The organism is Dyadobacter sp. BE31, assembly GCF_031457695.1.
Lineage (GTDB): Bacteria > Bacteroidota > Bacteroidia > Cytophagales > Spirosomataceae > Dyadobacter.
On sequence record NZ_JAVDXA010000007.1, the window covers coordinates 136,513 to 155,196 of the forward strand.

An 18,684-nucleotide genomic window follows, 5' to 3' on the forward strand; every position below is an offset into this window, starting at 1 on the left:
AATGCGTCGTGCTCCCTATTCGGCCATGATCAGGACCTGGCTTTCGGTACCGTATTTCAGTTCATTGACAAATGTTTCCATGCCGTCACCCAGCGGGATCAGCGGAATGCCGCGACGTTCGTATTCTCTTTCGAGTGAAGGCGACACCATGCCGGTACCCTTCCACGGGCCCCAGTTAATGGCCGTTACCTTGCCTTTGATCTTCTTGCGCAGTTCCCAGGCATACTTATCGAGCACGCTGTTGGCAGCGGCATAGTCTGTTTGCCCGCGGCTGCCGTACACCGACGCCACGCTCGAAAACAGGGTCACGAATTGGACATCATCTTTCAAATGCTCGGCCAGCACGCGCAGTGGCGTCACTTTCGTAGACATTACCCGCTCGAACGACTCCGGTGTTTTCTGGTGGAACAGCTTATCTTCGAGCAAACCCGCACCATGGATCACGCCGTCGATCCGGCCATATTGGCTGTACAAGCCTTCCACCATCGCGATCAAGGCTTTTTCGTCGCGCAAATCCATAGAGTGGTAGGTTACCGTCGAACCATTGGCTTCGAGGGCCGAAATGGTGCCCAGGATCTGATTTGCCTTATGGATTTCTTCCGTTTTCTTCTCGATTTCCGCCGGAGTTTTCAGCTCGCCGGAAGCAATGAGTCGCTTGCGGATTTCTTCCTTGTTTTTCAAACCGGCTAACGATTGGTCTGCACGGGAGCGCGGGTCGGCGGAGCGGCCTACGAGCACATAATTGCAAGGGTAATCTTTCGAAAACCGTACGATCAGCTCCGCGGTAATGCCCTGTGCGCCACCGAGCGCGAGTATCACTGATTTCTTGTCGAGGTGAATGTCCGGATCGGCGCCGGTCTGAATTTCCGAGCGGATCATTTCCATTGTTTGCCGCTTACCGCCATCGTAAATCACCTCGCAAGGCTCGTCGGTATGCAGGATTTCCGTTAAGGTAATCTCCGCGATTTTATCCGCCGAAAGCTGCGATGTAAAGCTCACGAGCCGGCATTTGGTCTCCTCATATTCCTTATCGAGGCTCTTCAACAGTCCTGCATAGCCCTGGAAGTGTCGAAGCAGCTTCACGTCGGTATCCTTATCGAATGCGCTTTGCGTGTCGGAGATCGTGTAAATCCATCTCACTTTGCTGAAATCCAGCTTTTTGATCAGCGAGAACGATTCGATAATGGTTGGTTTCAGGCGGGAGGTGAAAATGTTGAGGATGATCAAGCCGTCGAAACCTTGGAGCGAATCGTCGGGTGAAATAATGCGCACTTCCGCGCCATTCCGTTCGAAAAGCGCCTTTACGGCTGCCGCTACCTCGCCCGCATCGTCGGTTACAGCGAAGCGTTTGCCTTTCAGGATCGCCGGGTTGAGTGCCGGAATCACCGATGGCGTCAGTTCGAACCGGAGGCGTGATAATTTTTCATTTAAAACAGCTTTCGGGGCTGGAACGACATTCAGACTTTCTGCTTTTTGGATAGAATCCTGCGCGCCTCCCAATGCTTCGGACAGCCAGTCGATGAGCCCATTGAGCGTTTTAATGGATGCCAGTTTTTCAACCAGCTCCTCACCCCGTTCCTGGTAGATCCGGATCAGCCCGTCGATATTGTTTTTCAACTCGCCGATGATTTCCATCCGCTTGATGGAGTCGATGCTCAGGTCGGCTTCGAGGTCCATGTCCATGCCGAGCATCTCCTGCGGGTAGCCGGTTTTGGCACTCACCGCTTCCAGCAGCACCGATTTAATGCGGCTTTCCGACCATTCTTCAATCACACCATCCTGGGTGATCGACAGCTTGCTCAGTGGCACCTCCGTCGTAGGTGGGGTGTCCGGGGTGGCTGCGGCTTGCTGGTGTTCGGTAATCCAGTTGACAAGCAAATTCAATGTCTTGATCGCCGCAAGCTGTTCGATCACGGTCTCCTCGCTTTCCTGGCCGGCTTCGAAGCCGCCCAGTTGCTTGCGCAGTTCGCCGATGATCTCCATGCGTTTGATGGAATCAATGCTCAGGTCCGCTTCGAGGTCCATATCCATGCCGAGCATTTCCTGCGGATAGCCTGTTTTATCACTAATCACCTGCATTACCAGTGATTTCACATCGATCACCGCTTTCACCGGCGCGTGGGTCGCGGCAGGTTGTGCTTCCCTTGCGGCTTTTTCAATCACAATGGGTACAGGAGCAGGCGCATTGGCTGCGAGTCCACTCAATGCAGAGTCGTAGACTTCAATATTTCTCGAAGGCGGCACCGACTGGCCGAGGTAACCCAGTACCACGTCGCGCTGCGCCTGGATGAGGTATTTGACACTGTTGAGGTATTCGTGCACAACGCGTTCGGCTTCGGTACCGGCGGGGGCAGCGAGCGCGCCTGGCTGCTGGAATGCGGCCAGTTTCAAAGGCGCAGTCACCGGTAATGCGCCGTGGTCGGGTAGCTTGCCGTTCAGTGGAAGTGCCATTTGGCCGTCTACGAGCCAGGTTGTGATGCTCTTGCGGTATTGTTCCGGTTTGTCGAGGTCCAGCACGCTTGCGTCGCGGTCATCGAACAGTTTGTTGAAATCAATATTCCTGCCGGTGGCGACATAGCCAGCCAGGGTGTGCAGCAGCTGCACGATACCCGGCTGGTCTTTGTCTTCGGTGTGGAGACAAATTTCTTCTTTGCCCAAAATCGATTTGGTAAGACCGGTAAGGACCTTACCCGGGCCTACTTCGACGAAAATACGTGCGCCGTCTTCGTACATCTGTGCCACTTCCTCCGAGAAACGGACCGGTCGCACGAGGTGATCGGCCAGACGTTCCTTAATAGCTTCGGGCGAAACAGGGTAGGGCGCCGCAGTGGTATTCGACCACACGGTGAGCGTGGGTTCACTGAATGTTACGTCGCTCAATACCGCTGCGTAAAGTTCTTTTGAACCGGCCAAAAGCGGGCTGTGGAATGCGCAGGCTACTTCCAGCTGGCGGAAGGATATTTTCAGTTCGGTCAGTTTCGCGGTCAGTCCGGCGATTGCCGGCGTGGTGCCTGCGAGTACCCACTGGCGCGGTGAATTGTGGTTCACCGGGTAAATATGGTTGATCTCCGACACAATGCGCGTCAGCTCGTCTTCGGGGCAGTTTACGGCCACCATCGCGCCGTTGTCGTCGCCGATTGCGTCGAGAATGGACTTTGCCCGTTTTTCGCTGAGCGGAACGAGCTGGTTTGCTTCAAACACGCCCGCAAAACACAACGCGGGCAATTCCCCGTAGCTATGCCCGGCTACCATGTCTGGTTGTATGCCAAAATCCCTAAGCAGTTCTGCTATCGCCAGGTCGACAATACCCAACAGTGGCTGCGCGAGGCGGGTATCCTTGATTTTCTCTTTTTGAGCCTTCGCCGACTGCTCATCGAAAACGGCATCCGGGAAAATGATATGCTGGTATGCAGGATGTTTTTTCAACAACTTCCGCATCGCGGGAAATGCTACGAACAAATCGCGCGCCATATCCACGCGCTGGCTACCCTGGCCAGGGAACATGAATGCTACCTTACCGGCTGTTGTATTAGTATAGTAAATGCCTTTCGCTCCCGAACCTGCTGGCGCGAAGGTCTCCTTCCCGACTGGCGCGAAGGTCTCCTTCGTGCCAGTCGATGTCGCCAAGCTCTGCTTGGCATAAGAAAGCGCAGAGCTCAGTTTGGCACGGGCGTCGAAGTGATTTTCCACCACAATACAAATCTGCACCGGCTTCTCATTGTACAAATTCAGGCTGTTAGCCACATCCCGCAATGAAACCGAATCATTTTCCAGAATGTCATGGGCGGCCTTCAGAAGTTTCTCCGTTTCCGCAAGTGTTTCTCCGCGGAAAACCAGCATTTCGGCCGGCCATGCCTTCACCGATTTGCGCGGCTTTTTAGCGGAAGCGCTTTCGATCACAGCATGGAAATTAGTTCCTCCGAAGCCGAATGCGCTGATTCCCGCAACCCTGCGGTCGTCCGTCCAGAGTGCGGGCTTGGTTTGGAATGCGAACGGACTCGTTTCCGGATTATAGTAAGTGTTTGGCGTTTTCAGGTTAATGGTCGGCGGCTTGATTCCGTGGTACACGGCCAATGCAGCCTTCATGAGGCCCGCGAGGCCCGCAGCGCATTTGGTATGGCCGATCTGCGTTTTCACAGAGCCTAAATGCGTCTGGCTGGTCAATGCACCGGAGGCCAGCATCATTTCGGTCAATGCGCTGAGCTCGGTTTTATCTCCCACGACTGTGCCCGTACCATGTGCTTCCACAAGCCCCAGCTCGGCCGGCGAAATACCAGCCTGGTCGTAAGCACGTTCCAGTGCCTTCACCTGGCCCGATTTGCGCGGGGCGGTGAGTCCCAGGCTCTTCCCGTCGCTCGAACCGCCTACGCCTTTGATGACAGCGTAAATCGTGTCGCCATCGCGCAATGCGTCCTCTTCGCGTTTCAGTACCACCATCGCTACCCCTTCGCCCAGAGCGATACCATCGGCTTCGGAGTCGAATGTAGCGCAGCGGCCCTTGCGGGAGAGCGCGTGAGTGCTGGAAAACATCAGGTAATCGTTGATGCCGTTGTGCAGGTCGGCGCCGCCGGCGAGGACCATTTCGGAGCGGCCCAGGGTCAGCTCCTGGCATGCCAGATCGATGGCTGCCAGTGACGAGGCACACGCAGCGTCGACGGTATAGTTGCGTCCGCCGAGATTCAGGCGGTTGGTAATGCGGCCCGAAATGACGTTCGCCAGTACGCCGGGGAAGGAATCCTCGGTCAGTTTGGGCAATGCGTCGTCGAGTTCCTGAGGTATTTCACCAAAAAACTGGGTGAAAAGTGAGCGGAAACCGTAGTTATTCGCCAAGTCGTTACCGCCTTCCGCACCGATGATCACCGACACATTATCGCGGTTTGCATCCGCGCCATAACCCGCATTGTCAAGCGCCTGCTTCGCTACGAGCAAGCTCAGCAGCTGGGTAGGGTCGATAGCCGCCAGCGACTGCGGCGGAATACCGAATTCAACCGGGTCGAAATCGATTTTGGGAATAAAGCCACCCCATTTCGAATGCGACTTGCTGCCGTCGGAAACGGTAGGATCGTAGTACAGCTCCTTGTTCCAGCGGTCGTCGGGGACTTCCGTTACCCAGTCTTTGCCAGCCAGGATATTACCCCAGAATTCTTCGATATTGCGAGCACCGGGATAAATACAGGCCATTCCGACGATCGCGACGTTCAATGCTTTTTTCTTCCTTCTTGGCGGCTTTGGCAGGTTTGCCTGGCCGATATATGCGTAATTGCCGGTTACAACATCTTCGTGCAACTCGTTCATGGTCATTACTTTGTCGAGCATCGCGGCGGCCTGGCCGATCATGTACATGCCGCGGCTCATTTGCTCTTCCGCTCCGATTTCGACCAAGTTATCGGCCTGGCGCTCAATTCCTTTGGCAGCAATGCGGAGCCGGCCCACGTTGAGCTTTTCGAGTTCTGCCCAAATCTCTTTTTTATCGAGTCCAGCCTGCTCCATTCTTTCTTTTTCGGTATTGAAATCGGCAGCAAAAGGCGATTCCAGGCACCGGGTTTCATGGCCGGGAGCGGTTTCGAGCAGGACGGTTTCGGTGTGTTCCAAAGCTTGTATCTGAAACTGCGGCAATATAGCCCCGGTACTAACAGCTTCCTGCGTGTACAGGTAAGCGGTACCCATCAACACACCGACTTTGACGCCGCGCGCAACCAATGGAGCCGTCATCACGGAGATCATCGCGGCTGAAAACGCATCGTGGATTCCGCCTGCGAAGAACACTTCAAGCTGCTCCGTCTGCTCTTCCTGCAAAAGCCGGTTGATCTGTTTTTCCCAAAGTACAAAACTCGAAAGCGGCCCCACGTGACCACCGCATTCGCGCCCCTCGAAAATGAACCGTTTGGCACCTTCTTTTAGAAACATATCGAGTAATGGAGCCGAAGGAACATGCAGGAACGTCTTGATACCCAACTTTTCCAGTGGTTTCGCCTGCGACGGGCGGCCACCGGCGATCAGCACAACGGGCGGTTTTTCCTCCGTAATGTAGCCAAGCTGTTCTTCACGCAGCTCCTGGTCTGCAAAGCCGAGGATACCAACGCCCCAGGGCTTGTCGCCTGCGAGCTCGCGGGTTTCGCGGATCAGGTTGCGGGCTTTCTCACCTTTTAGAAGTGATAATGCTACAAAAGGCAATGCGCCGGCATCGGCGACGGCTGCGGCGAAAGCAGGCACGTCGCTGACGCGCGTCATAGGGCCTTGTGCAATAGGGTAGTGTGTGCCGAGCGTCCTCGCCAGCGCGTTGTGGGCAGCCAGCGGATTGAGGTGTTTGGCTTGCCGCAAATGGCCGTACATTGCCTCCTTGAAGGCAAATACGAGGCGCGGAAGCTTTTTATATTGTTTAAAAAGGTCGGTACCGATCGCAATATCCTGCCCCATAGGGACATAGCCCCGGTCGAGATCGAGTGTGTGCAGGAATGGGTGCAGGTCTGCGCGAACGGGTTGTGCGGGCAACGCCGGGGAGTTGGGCCGAACGAGTACGCGGAATCCGTTGATTACGCGGGTTTCATTGCCGTTCAGCTTCTCGCTGATCGTTTTAAGTGAAGCCGGCGCTGAACATTCGGGGAAAGGAAGCAACTGGCTGTCGAGTACCACGCCGCGCCCGCCGAGGGCCGTAACCGCCGCCGCATTATGAACGCCGATCCCGCCTTGTACCCAAACCGGAATGTCGCTAACCTCCCTCATTATACGTTGAAACAAAATAAACGACGAATCGTTGCTCACCAGGCCGGCCCCTTCATTGCCTTTGGCGATGATACCCGCTGCACCGGCTGCTTTTGCCTGTTTCGCCTCGGCTACGCTGCGGACCTGGAAAATGACTTGGAAAGAATTGGCAGGATTAGGAAAAGTCAGACCATATGGTAGAATTACTAGTTTAACTTGTTCAGGTAAAGTGATCGTCAGAGGGGTGTGTTCGGAATAACATACGCCAAATGGTTTTTTGCTTTTGGCGGTCATTTTCCCCAGTGCGCTCGTAGCTATTTGTTGATCTCGTCCAAGGTGGATTACTGGGAAAGCTCCGGCTTCTGAGAGCGCTAGTGCCAGGGCCACATCCGGTCGCTCCATCGGGCCTATACCGATCATTTCCAGGTTTTTCATAACGTAGTTCTTTTTAGTAAGTCTCTATAAATCAGCTTGGGTTGGAGGTGGTAGCTGGCGGGTCAGGAGAATTACGGATGGTTTTAACTGATATCGTCCGGTTCATGGCGAAATATACGTAAATTATAATACGAGAAATTACTTCGAATGTCAAATTGAAATCTTACTACAAGAAATCGTCACTGACGTGGTATTTATTTGTGAAATAATTTCAACATTTCGACAACGTTGATTGACAGCGCGATAAAAGAGAAAGCCGCCCCGCTGGCCATAGGCAGCGATAGCGGCTTTTTTAACAATTGCTTACCTGCAATACCCGGGTTACCAAAAGCGTTTGAGGCCGGTCATGTAGAGGTCGTAGCCTCCTTTGCCGCCGGGGCGGTCCGACGAGAAGAGCATTAGCCAGTAGTTGAAATTCGACAAGCGCGGAAGTATAGGACGGTACTCGTTATAGGATGAATTGATCCGCGGCCCGGCGTTGACCGGCGCCGACCATTTCCCGTCGTTGTATTCGGAATAATAAATGTCTTCACCTCCTTGTCCGCCGGGGCGATCGGAAACGAAAACCATCATGTCATCCTGGATATAAGGGCATTTGTCGTTGTACGGGCCCGAAAGCTCTTCGACTTTTCTTAACTCATATTGGGCGGGCGCAACCAGGCTTTCTATCGTAATATGCTCTGTATCCTTACGGGGGATTTTTACTTCGTAAATATCGAAGTTGCCGCCGCGGTCGGAGCAAAAGTACAGGCGGTCGCCCATCCAGGAAAAGCTAGGGTAGGCGTCATTTGCCGGAGAATTGAGATATTCAACTGGCTCAGCCCCGGAGGTGCCGCGTTTGGCATACTTAATATCCATTTTACCCGAGGAATCATCGGCATAGAAAAGAAACAGATCATCTTTCGCATCACCGAAAAAATAAAAGTCATCCCGAATGGAAATCAGCCTCGGACCGTACACATTGAAATTGCCGTTTGCCTTGTCTACCAGCTGCCCTACATCACTATAAATGTCGCGGGAATATATACCGACTGTTGGCTTTAAGCCTTTTTTAAGACTCAATCGCTTGTCATAATCCATATAGGCACGAGTGTGCACCAGGTTCAGGAGGTTCTTCCTGTCCCTTTTCGAAGAAAACACAAGATATGCCTCGCCGTGCCTGTTAAGCGGCAAAGAAGAATTGTAATCGTCATACTCTGAGTTAAATTCTTCCAGATTAACGACGTCTGAAAGGAACTTGCCTTCTTTTTTGTCCGGGTCCATACCCGGAGGCCAGCAACTGAACACCAGAAAGAGGATGATAACAGGCAGGAGCTTTCTCATAAACGAGCGGTTTAAGTTTGTCTACCGAGAGACACAATGTGCACTGGAAGCGTTGCGGCGAAACTATTTTGTTAATTTATCACAATAATCGAGCAGCCGCATGAGGTCTTGTTCTTTCCCAAAATTGACGGGATTTTCGTGCAAATACTGGTCGATCTGCTTCCTGTTTGCCGGGTAAAGCTTTCTGATGCTTCCGGCGGTGGGAATGTAGAAACGGTTATTGTTGTCGATCAGGTAATGGGCCGTGCGGTAGGTGAACACGCCTTCTGCATTGGTATTGAGCTTTTTGCTGGTTTGCGCCTGGTCGCTGGAATAGGAGCGGTAGGTCGTGACGGACGACGCGGTGTAGGAAATGCCGTACGGTCCGCCTTTTTCGGTGCCTATCCTGGCCAGCACTTCCCGCTTACCCAGCATTGCCCGACCGTAACTGTTTAATACCTCGGCGTATCCGAAACGCTTGTCGAACCGGTACGATTTATTCCCGATCGTAATACTTTTCAGAAGCGCTTTATCGATGATTTCCAGCGTATCCAGTTTTGCATCGACGAAGAGCACATGCCCGCCGATGTAGTTGTAATTGAAACGAGCCTGGGAGGTTTGCCCGCCGATGAATTCCGCTTTGCCGGTGGTGAACCGGCTGAATTGGTAGCGGTCGGCATAGGGTATGACCCTGTCGGGAAATTCACCCGCTTTTACCTTGAATACCTTTTGGGCTTGTAAATGAGTGAAATACGGGCAAATTGCCAGCAATGCGAGGAGAGAAAGGGTTAGTTTGTTTTTCATGAGAAGGGCGCCAGAGTGAGTTTAGTCTTTTAATTCGATCCATACCGGCGCGTGGTCGCTGGTTTTTTCCCAGCCACGTACCTGCTTGTCCACGCCTGCGCCCGCGAGCCTGGGTACGAGTTGCGGGCTGAGCAGGAAGTGATCGATGCGCAGGCCGGCGTTGCGCGCGAAGGCATTCCGGAAGTAATCCCAGAAAGTGTAGATCTTTTCATTGGGGTATAAGGTGCGGATGGCGTCGGTCCAGCCCTGGGCAGTCAATTTGGCAAATGCTGCACGGGTTTCGGGGCGGAAAAGCGCATCGTCTACCCAGCTTTCGGGCTTGTAAACGTCCAGCTCGGTGGGCATTACATTGAAGTCGCCGGTGAGCAGCACGGGTTTGCCTGCTGCCAGGAGGCTTTCCGCATGTGCATGGAGGCGGTCGAACCAGCGCAGCTTGTAATCGAATTTCGGGCCTGGCGCCGGGTTGCCATTCGGCAGGTATAAGCCGCCTATTGTTAGTCCGCCGATTTCGGCCTCGATGTAGCGGCTATGGACGTCTTCCGGGTCGCCCGGGAGCGTGCGGCGGATTTCGCGGGGAAGTTCGCCCCGGGACAGGATTGCCACACCGTTCCAGCTTTTCTGTCCGTGCCAGATGGCCTTGTAGCCTGCATCCAGGATGGCTTGCTCGGGAAATTTTTCCTGCGGCGCTTTCAGTTCCTGCAAGCACACAATATCGGGCGCGGTTTCTTCCAGCCAGCGCAGCAGTACGGGCAATCTGCCGTTCACTCCATTGACGTTGTAAGTAGCAATTTTCATAATCGACCTGAATGGTTTAATAGGGTAACGGCAGCATGATTACAAATGTCGTGCCCTTTCCGGGATTGACTTCGGCTTTGATAATGCCCTTGTGGTTTCGCACGATTTTGCGGCAATAGGCCAGCCCGACACCCTCGCCCTGCTTGAATGAGCCGGTAGGCAGGCGGGCGAAAATATCGAATACTTTTTCCAGCTGAGAATCTGCTATTCCGACGCCGTTATCCTCCACCCTGATTTCCACGTAGGCCATTTGAAGCGGTTCCGGCAGTAAATCATCGATTTCATGCAGCTCCAATTCCCGGCTGGTAATGCGGATGCGCGGTGGATTTTCATGACCCGCGAACTTAACTGCATTGTCGAGCAGCTGAAAAAAAAGCTGCTCCATTTGTTCGGGAATGGCCATAATGGAGGGCAGGCGGTCGGTTTCGACGATGATATTCCGCCGCTCGATCTGCGACATCAGCTGCGAGGTAACGTCGGCCAGGACGTGGTCGAGGTGCACCTGCGTAAATGCATTGCTGTTACTGAGGCCGGAGAAGTCGGACAAATCTTTGATCATCATCGAGAACTGCTGCGCACTGCTGCGGATCTTGACGGCCAGTTCTTTGGCTTTTTCGGCTTCGTAACGGTCGGTGGCATTTACCAGCATATCGCTGAAAACCCGCAGCTTGCGAAGTGGTTCCTGTAAATTGTGGCTCGAAATATGGCGGTACTGTCTGTTTTCATCATCCGACACGAGTAGCTGTTCGGCCAGGTCGTGCATGGCCGTGCGGGTGCGTTCCATGAGCGAGAGGCTGTCGAGGTGAAAGGCCAGCAGTTCGGCAAAAAGGTGGAACATCCCGATCACGCGCGGGTTCTGCAACTGGTTGGGTTTAGGGTCGATGGCAAACAGTGTCCCGAAAAACTCCCCGCTCTTTAATAGGATAGGCAGCGAAATATAGCTTTTGAAACCGTATATCCTCGGTGTGGGATGCCCGCTGTAAAACTCATTTTCGTCCACATGGTCGATAACTACTGCTTTCCCGCTGTCGCGGATTTCATTGCAGATCGTCGTCCCGATTTCCAGTTCCTCGCCGGGTTTCAGTCCGAAGCCGATTTCGTCCTGCACACAGCAGGCAATCCACCGGTCTTCCGTCACACGCGCTACGGCGGCAAACCCCATACCCGTTGAACGACAGATCACTTCCAGCACAGTTCTGACGATCGGTATCTGGTTTACCTTTTCAACGTCGGCAAATAAAAAGTCGTCAGGTTGTACCATTTTTTCAATGTGGGATAGCGGGTGGATTAGTAAATTTAGGTGCCGGGTCCCGGATAACCTAAACTTACTTCTTATGAAAATTTTCTTTCTTTCCCTGCTTATTGCAGTGGTGGCTTATCTGGTAGGGGCGGTAGGAGGGTATTTCCTGATCAATAAATTGTCGTCGAATACGCACGATAAGTCGATGGAAGCGACCATGACGGCGGCGTTCGTGTTGGGCCCCATTGCCGCGATTATCGCATTTATTGCCGCGTATTTTTATCTCCGTTCGCATTGAGGGCCGCCAGGCGTTCCGCGAGTTTTGTAAAACCGGAGGGCGGGGTTTGTCCCCAGCTGGTGAACTGTTTCGACTGGTAGTCTACCGCCTGAAAAATATCCCAGCCGCTCTGCGTTTTGTAATGCGGATCGGCCCCGTGATCGAGCATGACGTTGCAAATGTCCCAGGCTTCGGCGCTGGCTGCGGACATGAGCATGGAGGTAACAATGACGCGCTCGTCCTGCCGGGGCGGAATGATGTTGGGATCGGCACCATGTTCGAGCAGCAGCCTGACCTTCTCCGTTTTGGTGGTGTCGGACCTGTCTCGGTGGATGGCCTGGAAAAGAATGGGCGTTCCGGTTCCGGCTTCGCGGGCGTTGGCATCGGCACCGTGTTCGAGAAACCATTTCAATATAGCAGGGTCGTAGTCGATTACCCTGAAATGCGTGGGCGAGTGTGTCGGATCGCCGTTATCGATTCGGGCTCCTTTTTTCAGAAGCACGTCAAAACATGCGATTAATCGGGCCGGATCGGCCTCAAAGCCTTGCAGGGCCACGAAATCGAGCAGGGTAACCTGTTCACGGCCGGTTTGGTTAAGGTCTGGAACGGGCTGGGCCATGTCGGCGCGAAGCTGTTCGGCGTTGAGCGAGGCAATATCGGCAGCGAGTTTTTGCCGGGGCGCGTCTTTGAAATAATAGGAGCCGTTGGCCCGTGCACTGTCTTCATCGGCCCAGCTGGCACTGCGCCATTTCTGAACGATCGGCGAGGCGATCAGCATGATCACGACCATCACGGCGGGTGCAACGCTGAGTACAAGCACCAATATGCGCGTAAACTGGAATGGAAGCAGGTTAATGGCCGCCAGGATGCCGAGCGGAATAAACAGCATGATCACGTACCCGCTGGCGATGCGGTCGTCGGAGGAACCCGATCGGGCAAATAGCAGCAATCCGATGAGTATTGCCGTGTAGAGGCCCAGAAGGCACCAACTGACGAGGGTGATTGTTTTCATGCCGCAAATTAGCAAGCCGGAGTATTGCTCCGGGATAAGTCGATCAGCTATTTATTGAGCGGCCAGGCGCCCGCCTAATGCGCGGCGATGAATTCGTCGAGCATGGCCTTTACGGGGTGGTAATAGATTTCCGCGCGACGGCTCGGACGGATATCCCAGCCACGGTCGTAATTGACGATACAAGCGCCGATGAAGTTGTTCGTCGCTTTCCTAACCGCCGGGTCCCAGATAGAGAGTTTGGAAATTCGGCCCTTTTCCATGGCCGTTTTGGCCGGTGTTTTCAGGATCAATGCCGAGAACTCGTACTGGTTCACAGTTCCTGACACCCATACCGCACCTTCGATCTGCGGATCGTTGCTTTGGTCCTTTACTTTCGTACGGATCTGCGCCTGACTTTTCACAGGCACGTCGGTTTTCTTACTTTTCAGATAGGCGTCGATGGCACGCATAGCGTGCTCCGCCGGGTCGATCCCGTCGAACTCGCTGAGTTCGTATAATCTTTTGATTTGAAATTCAGTAAGTTGTATGTGTTTTCGATAGACTTTTTGCTTCACCATAACCCTTCTAAGTAGCGCACATTCAAACATACACAGCTTCCGGGACGGATTCAACGGCTTGCCTGCTTTTTGTGCCCTGGGGATAGAAATTTGGATTTATACCGATTCTTGATAAGCCATTCAGGTGCGGAAAGTCGTTTCCGAGCGCTTTCAAACCGTTGCGATTAATACAGCAATCGTAGCGACAGAGTATTTGAATAGTACAATATATACTTCGATTGTTTTTCAATTTTAAAACAAAAGCAAATAATCGAAAATGTGTCTATTTTACACTAACATCTGCTTGGGTAGAATTTCTACTACCCACTGCAAACGTTCCCGGTATCGTGTGCAGAAATAAATCTTGCCAAATGCTTGGCTGAAATAGGTGGCTTAAATAGACTTGATCGTGGTTTGAATTGGACTTTATCAATGAAAACCGGCGATTGTCTTGAAATAGTTATATTCTAAATGACTCAATTACATGAGAAAACCACTTCTACTCATCTTCACTTTGCTGCTGGCGGCTTTGGCCGCTCATGCGCAGAACCGCGTGCTGAAAGGGGTTGTGATCGATGGCGTTTCGAAGGAACCGATGCCAGGGGTTTCGATCCTTATTTCGGGGACCAACTCGGGAACCGCCACCGACGCCGAGGGAAAGTTTACTTTGAATGTGCCCGAAAGCGGCGCTAACGTGATTATCAGCTACGTAGGGTTTGTGAAACAGACGATCGACGTGGCTAACCGGGGCTCGCTCACGGTGGTGCTCGAACCGGATGTGAAAGCGCTGGAAGATGTAGTGGTGGTGGGTTATGGCGAACAGAAACGCTCACACCTCACTGGGGCCGTCGCGACGGTGAAGATGAAAGATGTCGACGAGCTGCCCGTGGGCGACATTTCATCTGCATTGGTCGGCAAGCTGCCGGGTGTTAATATTTCGGGCGGTACGGCCCGGCCGGGTACGCCTGCGTCTATTGTGATCCGTAACCCCACAAAAGCTTCCAAAGACGGCGGGAGCAACTCTCCGCTGTACATTATCGACGATGTGATCCGTTCGGAAGCGGATTTCCAGTTGCTGGATGCGTCCGAGATCGAAAACCTGTCTATTTTGAAGGACGGCGCGGCCGCTGTGTACGGAGCGCGTGCGGCATTGGGGGTAGTGGTGGTGCGTACCAAACGCGGGAAAGCGGGCAAGCCGACCGTGAGTTATACGACTACCGTGGGCGTTTCGGATGCGGCCTATAAATCCAAAATGATGGACGGCGTGCAGCTGGCCACTTACCTGAACGACTTCAACCGCAGCCGCGGCCTGGCGCCCAACGATCCGGAATACTACTCGCCCGACGAGCTCGAATATTTCAAAAACAACAACCATAACTGGTTCGATATGGCCTGGAAGCCTTCGCTGAATACCCGCCATGCGGTGAATATCAGCGGCGGTACCGAGCGGGCGACCTTCTTTGCGGGCGCCACCTACTTTGCTCAGAACGGGAATGTCGATAACATCAGCTACAAGAAATGGAACTTCCGCGCGAGCACGGACGTGAACGTGACGAAGCATATCCGAGTAGGTTTGGGTGTAAGCGGTAACCTGTCCGACAACAAGCTGTTTTACCTCAAACAAGGCGGCGAGAACGTGGAAAAAGATGTGACCAACCTCCTCAACACGCCGCAGTTCATCCCGCCTTACGTGGATGGCCTGCCGGTGTTGCTGCCGGGCGGCTCGGGCGCAACAGGTTTCCATTTCTTCGAGGCACAGAAACTGAACAACTACACCCGTTCCCGCAATGTGGTGCTGAATGTGAATGCGTACCTGGAATACAATGTGCCTTTCATCCGCGGCCTGAAACTCCGCACGGTGTACAATAAGAACCTCGGCAACGACTGGGGTAAGCAGTTCGGCACCTATTACAAGGTATACGGTTTCTCGATGCTGGGCGAAAACAAGCACATTTTCGGTGGTACACCCAATGCGCCTACCCGTCTCAACAACGGCGACCGCCTGCGTTTCAACCCGGGCTATACCGACGGCTACCAGCTGAACTTCAACCTGAGCTACGCCCGCGATTTCGGACGGCATTCCGTAAGCGCCCTGGCGCTGGTGGAGCAATCGGAGATTTACACCGAAAGCATTGCCACGATGAAGGAAGGCATTTTCGAAGGCGGTAACGATTACCTGATGTCGGCATTTGGAGCCAAGGATATTGGCCCGAATGCGGCGAACGAGAGTGGTATCCTTTCTTATGTTGGCCGTTTGAACTACTCTTTCGCCGACCGTTACCTGTTCGAGGTTTCGTTCCGCCGCGATGCGTCCACGAAATTTGCGCCTGAATACCGCTGGGGCACATTTCCGCAGCTTTCGGCAGGGTGGGTGATGTCCGAAGAACGCTTTTTTCGTGAAAAATTACCTTTCATCAACAACCTGAAACTGCGTGCGTCGATCGGCTTCCTGGGCGGCGACCGCACTGCGGCGTGGCAATGGCTGCAACGCTACACGCCGCAGGCCTCCAATGGCGCCGTGTTCGGCGGCAACAGCGACCGTACGGTGGGCATCAAGCTCGAAAAGCTGCCTAACTACTATGGTCGCTGGGATGATGTGACCAAAAAGAACGTCGGTATCGACGCCTCGTTCCTGAACAACCGTCTCTCGACGACCATCGACGCCTACCACGACCACGGTTACAATTTGCTGACCACGCTCGCTTCGTCTGTACCGCTTACGATCGGTTCGGTGATGCCGGCTGAGAACTACGAGACGGTGAACTCTTTCGGTCTGGAATTTGCGACGGGTTGGAGCGACCGCATCGGCAGAAACATCGACTACAACATCGGTGCATTCCTCGCTTGGAGCGACAACAAGAACATTCTCGTAGACGTGGCTACCACCAACCGCGGCAGCTGGCAGGATCCAACCGGCCGGTCGAGCGACCGCGGCTTGCAGGGCTACCGTTACCTGGGTATGTTCCGCTCGCAGGAAGAGGTGGACCGCTATCTGGAAAAGAACCCGGATTACACCATTATGGGTTACGCGCCGAAACCGGGTATGCTTTATTATCAGGATATTCGTGGCCCGCGCCAGACCGATGGAAGCTATGCCGCTCCCGACGGCAAGATCACCGAGGATGACCAGGAGTATCTGACCAAAAAGGAAAATAACCATTACACGTTCGGTCTGTCGTTCGGTTTTGGATTCAAAGGATTTAAAGTGGATGTGGTAACGGCCGGTTCGTTCGGCGGGCAGGGCATTGTGGATGGCGATGCACGTAAAAAAGCGGCTAAGGATGTTTCCCGCCCCGTTTTCTGGGCGGACCATTACACCCCGGAAAACCCGAATGCGAAATATCCGGATCCTTACTGGGAAGAAACTTACTCGATGGTGTCGTCATTCTGGTTCCGCAATGCATTTGCATTCAATATGCGTAGCCTCAATGTATCGTACCAGCTGAGCCAGAATGTAGCCAAAAAGCTGGGTATCAGTTCGGCCAAAATCATTGGCGTGGGCATGAACCCGATCACGTTCTTCAACCCCTACGACTACAAGGCTGCCTCGGGCGCCTATAATGTGTACCCGCAAATGCGCACGTGGTCATTGGGACTCAACCTTACACTCTAAAAATCGGTACAGCGATGAAAAAGCATTGGATAATAGCAGCATTTCTCGGCCTGGCGTTGACGAGCTGCGAAAATATACTCGACAAAACCGACCTTTCGGCGTTCAACGAGGAGCAGGTTTTCAACGATACCCTGTTGGCGAAAGGCTATGTGGATTATGTGTATGACCAAAACCTGCCTACCTGGCCCACCGGCGATTTCCTGAAATGCACCGACGAGATCGGCGGTGAAACCCGGTTTTTTGAAGGCACTGTGCAGGTGAATACCGTGCAGGATTTCGGGATCGGTGTGAATGCGACGAACAACTATGGTAAGATCCGGTCGATCAACCAGTTCCTGGCCAAGCTGCCGACCGGTAGTTTGAGTGAGGATGCCAAAAAGCGCCTGATGGGCCAGGTGACGTTCTTCCGGGCGTTCCGTTACTGGGACCTCGTGCAGCTTTACGGCGGCGTGCCTATGGTGCTCGAACCCCTCGAAGGCGTGGGTGAAGAGGCCAAGGAAGAGGCCGCCATTCCGCGCAGCAGCACTTCCGAGAGCATTGCGCTCATCGTGGAAGACCTCGATTACAGCATCGCCAGTCTGCCCGGCCGTTGGAGCAATACCAACGACTGGGGCCGCATTACCAGCGGTGCCGCGGCGGGTTTCAAAGGCCGCATTCTGCTGCATTATGCGAGCCCGCAACATAATCCCAACGACCTCACCGAACGCTGGCAGGCGGCCTATGATGCCAACAAAAAGGCGATTGAATTGCTATCTGCGAATGGTTTTAAGCTCCACAGCAGTTTTAGTGATTTGTGGTTCCAGGAAGTGAATAACCCCGAGGCGGTTTGGGTGGCCTGCTATAACAACAAGGTAGGCGACCAGATCAACAAGAATATGACCTGGGATAATGGCACGCGGCCTTCGTACCTCGGTACGGGTGGGGGCTCTAACCAGCCTACCTGGGAAATCGAGCAGGCGTTCCCGATGAAAAACGGCAAGAATATCGATGAAAAGGGCTCGGGGTACGACGCGCAGCTTTTTTACAAAAACCGCGATCCGCGCTTTAACCAGACCATTGCATTCAATGGTGCTACCTGGGCCATTAATGGCAATGCGAACTACCGTTTGTGGACCTATTTTATAAATAACAAAACCGTGGAGCAGAAAGCCACCTCAACCGGCTTCTATTGCCGCAAGGCCATCGACCCGAACCTCGCGGCGGGGGCAGTAGCCAATGCAGGCACCGACTGGATCGAAATGCGCTATGCCGAGGTCATGCTCAACTTCGCGGAAGCAGCCTGCGGCGTGAACAAACTGGATGAGGCTTATGCCCAACTGACGGCGCTTCGCAAACGTGCGGGCATCGAGCCGGGCGCGGACGGGTACTATGGTTTGAACCCGCAAATGTCCCGTGCGGAAATGTTTGAGGCCATTTTGCACGAAAGACAAGTGGAGCTCGCATTCGAAGGCAAGCGCTTTTACGACCTGCGCCGCTGGAAGAAATTTGAAACGGTACTGAACGGCAAAAGCCGCAACGGGGTGACGATTAACCTGAAATCATCGGCTCCCGAAGATTTCGCCGCAAAACGCGACGGTATGAATCTCGATTCTGTTTACAAAAACTACATGGAAATCGTGCCTAAAAAGCTGGATACCAAATACCTCGTCAACTGGAAGCCGGAATATTACTTCTTCGCCATCCCGCAGCAGGCATTGACCAACAACCCACGGCTCGAACAGAACCTTGGCTGGCCTTCCGGCACGTTTGATCCGTTGAAATGATTAATGATCCGAATCAAACGACCAAATATCACGGTGTTACAATTCTCACGGTGTTATAATTCTCACGGTGCTACAATTCTTACGGTGCTACAATTCTTACGGTGCTCTGCACCTCACCGTGAAGGTGCAGCGCACCGCAATATTTGTAGACCGGGCGATGTGATTTGTGATGCCGGTAATATTTTAACAATTAATTATTTGTAAC

Annotated in this window: 10 protein-coding genes; 3 read left to right on the top strand and 7 right to left on the bottom strand. The window is 53.5% G+C overall.

The window, feature by feature from the left end; all coding sequences use genetic code 11:
• Nucleotides 1-15: 15 nt before the first annotated feature.
• The 5 genes from J2Y43_RS28475 to J2Y43_RS28495 all read right to left on the bottom strand — a co-directional run bounded on the left by J2Y43_RS28475 (nt 16) and on the right by J2Y43_RS28495 (nt 11,299).
• Complete coding sequence (locus tag J2Y43_RS28475; RefSeq protein ID WP_309990572.1) at nt 16-7,137, bottom strand: SDR family NAD(P)-dependent oxidoreductase; 7,122 nt, start codon at nt 7,135-7,137, stop codon at nt 16-18.
• Nucleotides 7,138-7,458: 321 nt separating this feature from the next.
• Entirely contained in the window at nt 7,459-8,460 is a 1,002-nt protein-coding gene (locus tag J2Y43_RS28480) for a hypothetical protein (protein WP_309990575.1), read from the bottom strand.
• Nucleotides 8,461-8,523: 63 nt separating this feature from the next.
• Entirely contained in the window at nt 8,524-9,243 is a 720-nt protein-coding gene (locus J2Y43_RS28485) for a hypothetical protein (RefSeq protein WP_309990578.1), read from the bottom strand.
• A 21-nt stretch (nt 9,244-9,264) separates the two neighbouring features.
• On the bottom strand, nt 9,265-10,038 hold the full coding sequence (xth, locus tag J2Y43_RS28490; protein WP_309990581.1) for an exodeoxyribonuclease III: 774 nt from the start codon (nt 10,036-10,038) through the stop codon (nt 9,265-9,267).
• 16 nt (nt 10,039-10,054) lie between these two features.
• Nucleotides 10,055-11,299, bottom strand: coding sequence for an ATP-binding protein (locus J2Y43_RS28495; protein WP_309990584.1), 1,245 nt, complete (start codon nt 11,297-11,299; stop codon nt 10,055-10,057).
• A 73-nt stretch (nt 11,300-11,372) separates the two neighbouring features.
• On the opposite strand from J2Y43_RS28495, the gene J2Y43_RS28500 reads away from it, so the two are divergent.
• Entirely contained in the window at nt 11,373-11,576 is a 204-nt protein-coding gene (locus tag J2Y43_RS28500; RefSeq protein ID WP_309990586.1) for a hypothetical protein, read from the top strand.
• On the opposite strand, the gene J2Y43_RS28505 is transcribed toward J2Y43_RS28500, so the two are convergent.
• Together J2Y43_RS28505 and J2Y43_RS28510 are read right to left on the bottom strand one after the other, a co-directional pair.
• A complete protein-coding gene (locus J2Y43_RS28505; protein WP_309990588.1) occupies nt 11,542-12,567 on the bottom strand; it encodes an ankyrin repeat domain-containing protein in 1,026 nt (341 codons plus the stop codon). The genes J2Y43_RS28500 and J2Y43_RS28505 overlap by 35 nt on opposite strands.
• 74 nt (nt 12,568-12,641) lie before the next feature.
• Nucleotides 12,642-13,124: a hypothetical protein gene (locus J2Y43_RS28510; RefSeq protein ID WP_309990591.1), complete on the bottom strand. Its 483-nt coding sequence runs from the start codon at nt 13,122-13,124 to the stop codon at nt 12,642-12,644.
• Nucleotides 13,125-13,587: 463 nt separating this feature from the next.
• Here J2Y43_RS28510 and J2Y43_RS28515 point away from each other — a divergent pair, with 463 nt between their 5' ends.
• Both J2Y43_RS28515 and J2Y43_RS28520 read left to right on the top strand, forming a co-directional pair.
• Nucleotides 13,588-16,716 (top strand): SusC/RagA family TonB-linked outer membrane protein, encoded by a 3,129-nt coding sequence (locus J2Y43_RS28515; protein WP_309990593.1) that lies wholly within the window; start codon nt 13,588-13,590, stop codon nt 16,714-16,716.
• Between the two features lie 14 nt (nt 16,717-16,730).
• Nucleotides 16,731-18,479 (top strand): RagB/SusD family nutrient uptake outer membrane protein, encoded by a 1,749-nt coding sequence (locus J2Y43_RS28520; protein ID WP_309990595.1) that lies wholly within the window; start codon nt 16,731-16,733, stop codon nt 18,477-18,479.
• Nucleotides 18,480-18,684 lie beyond the last annotated feature (205 nt).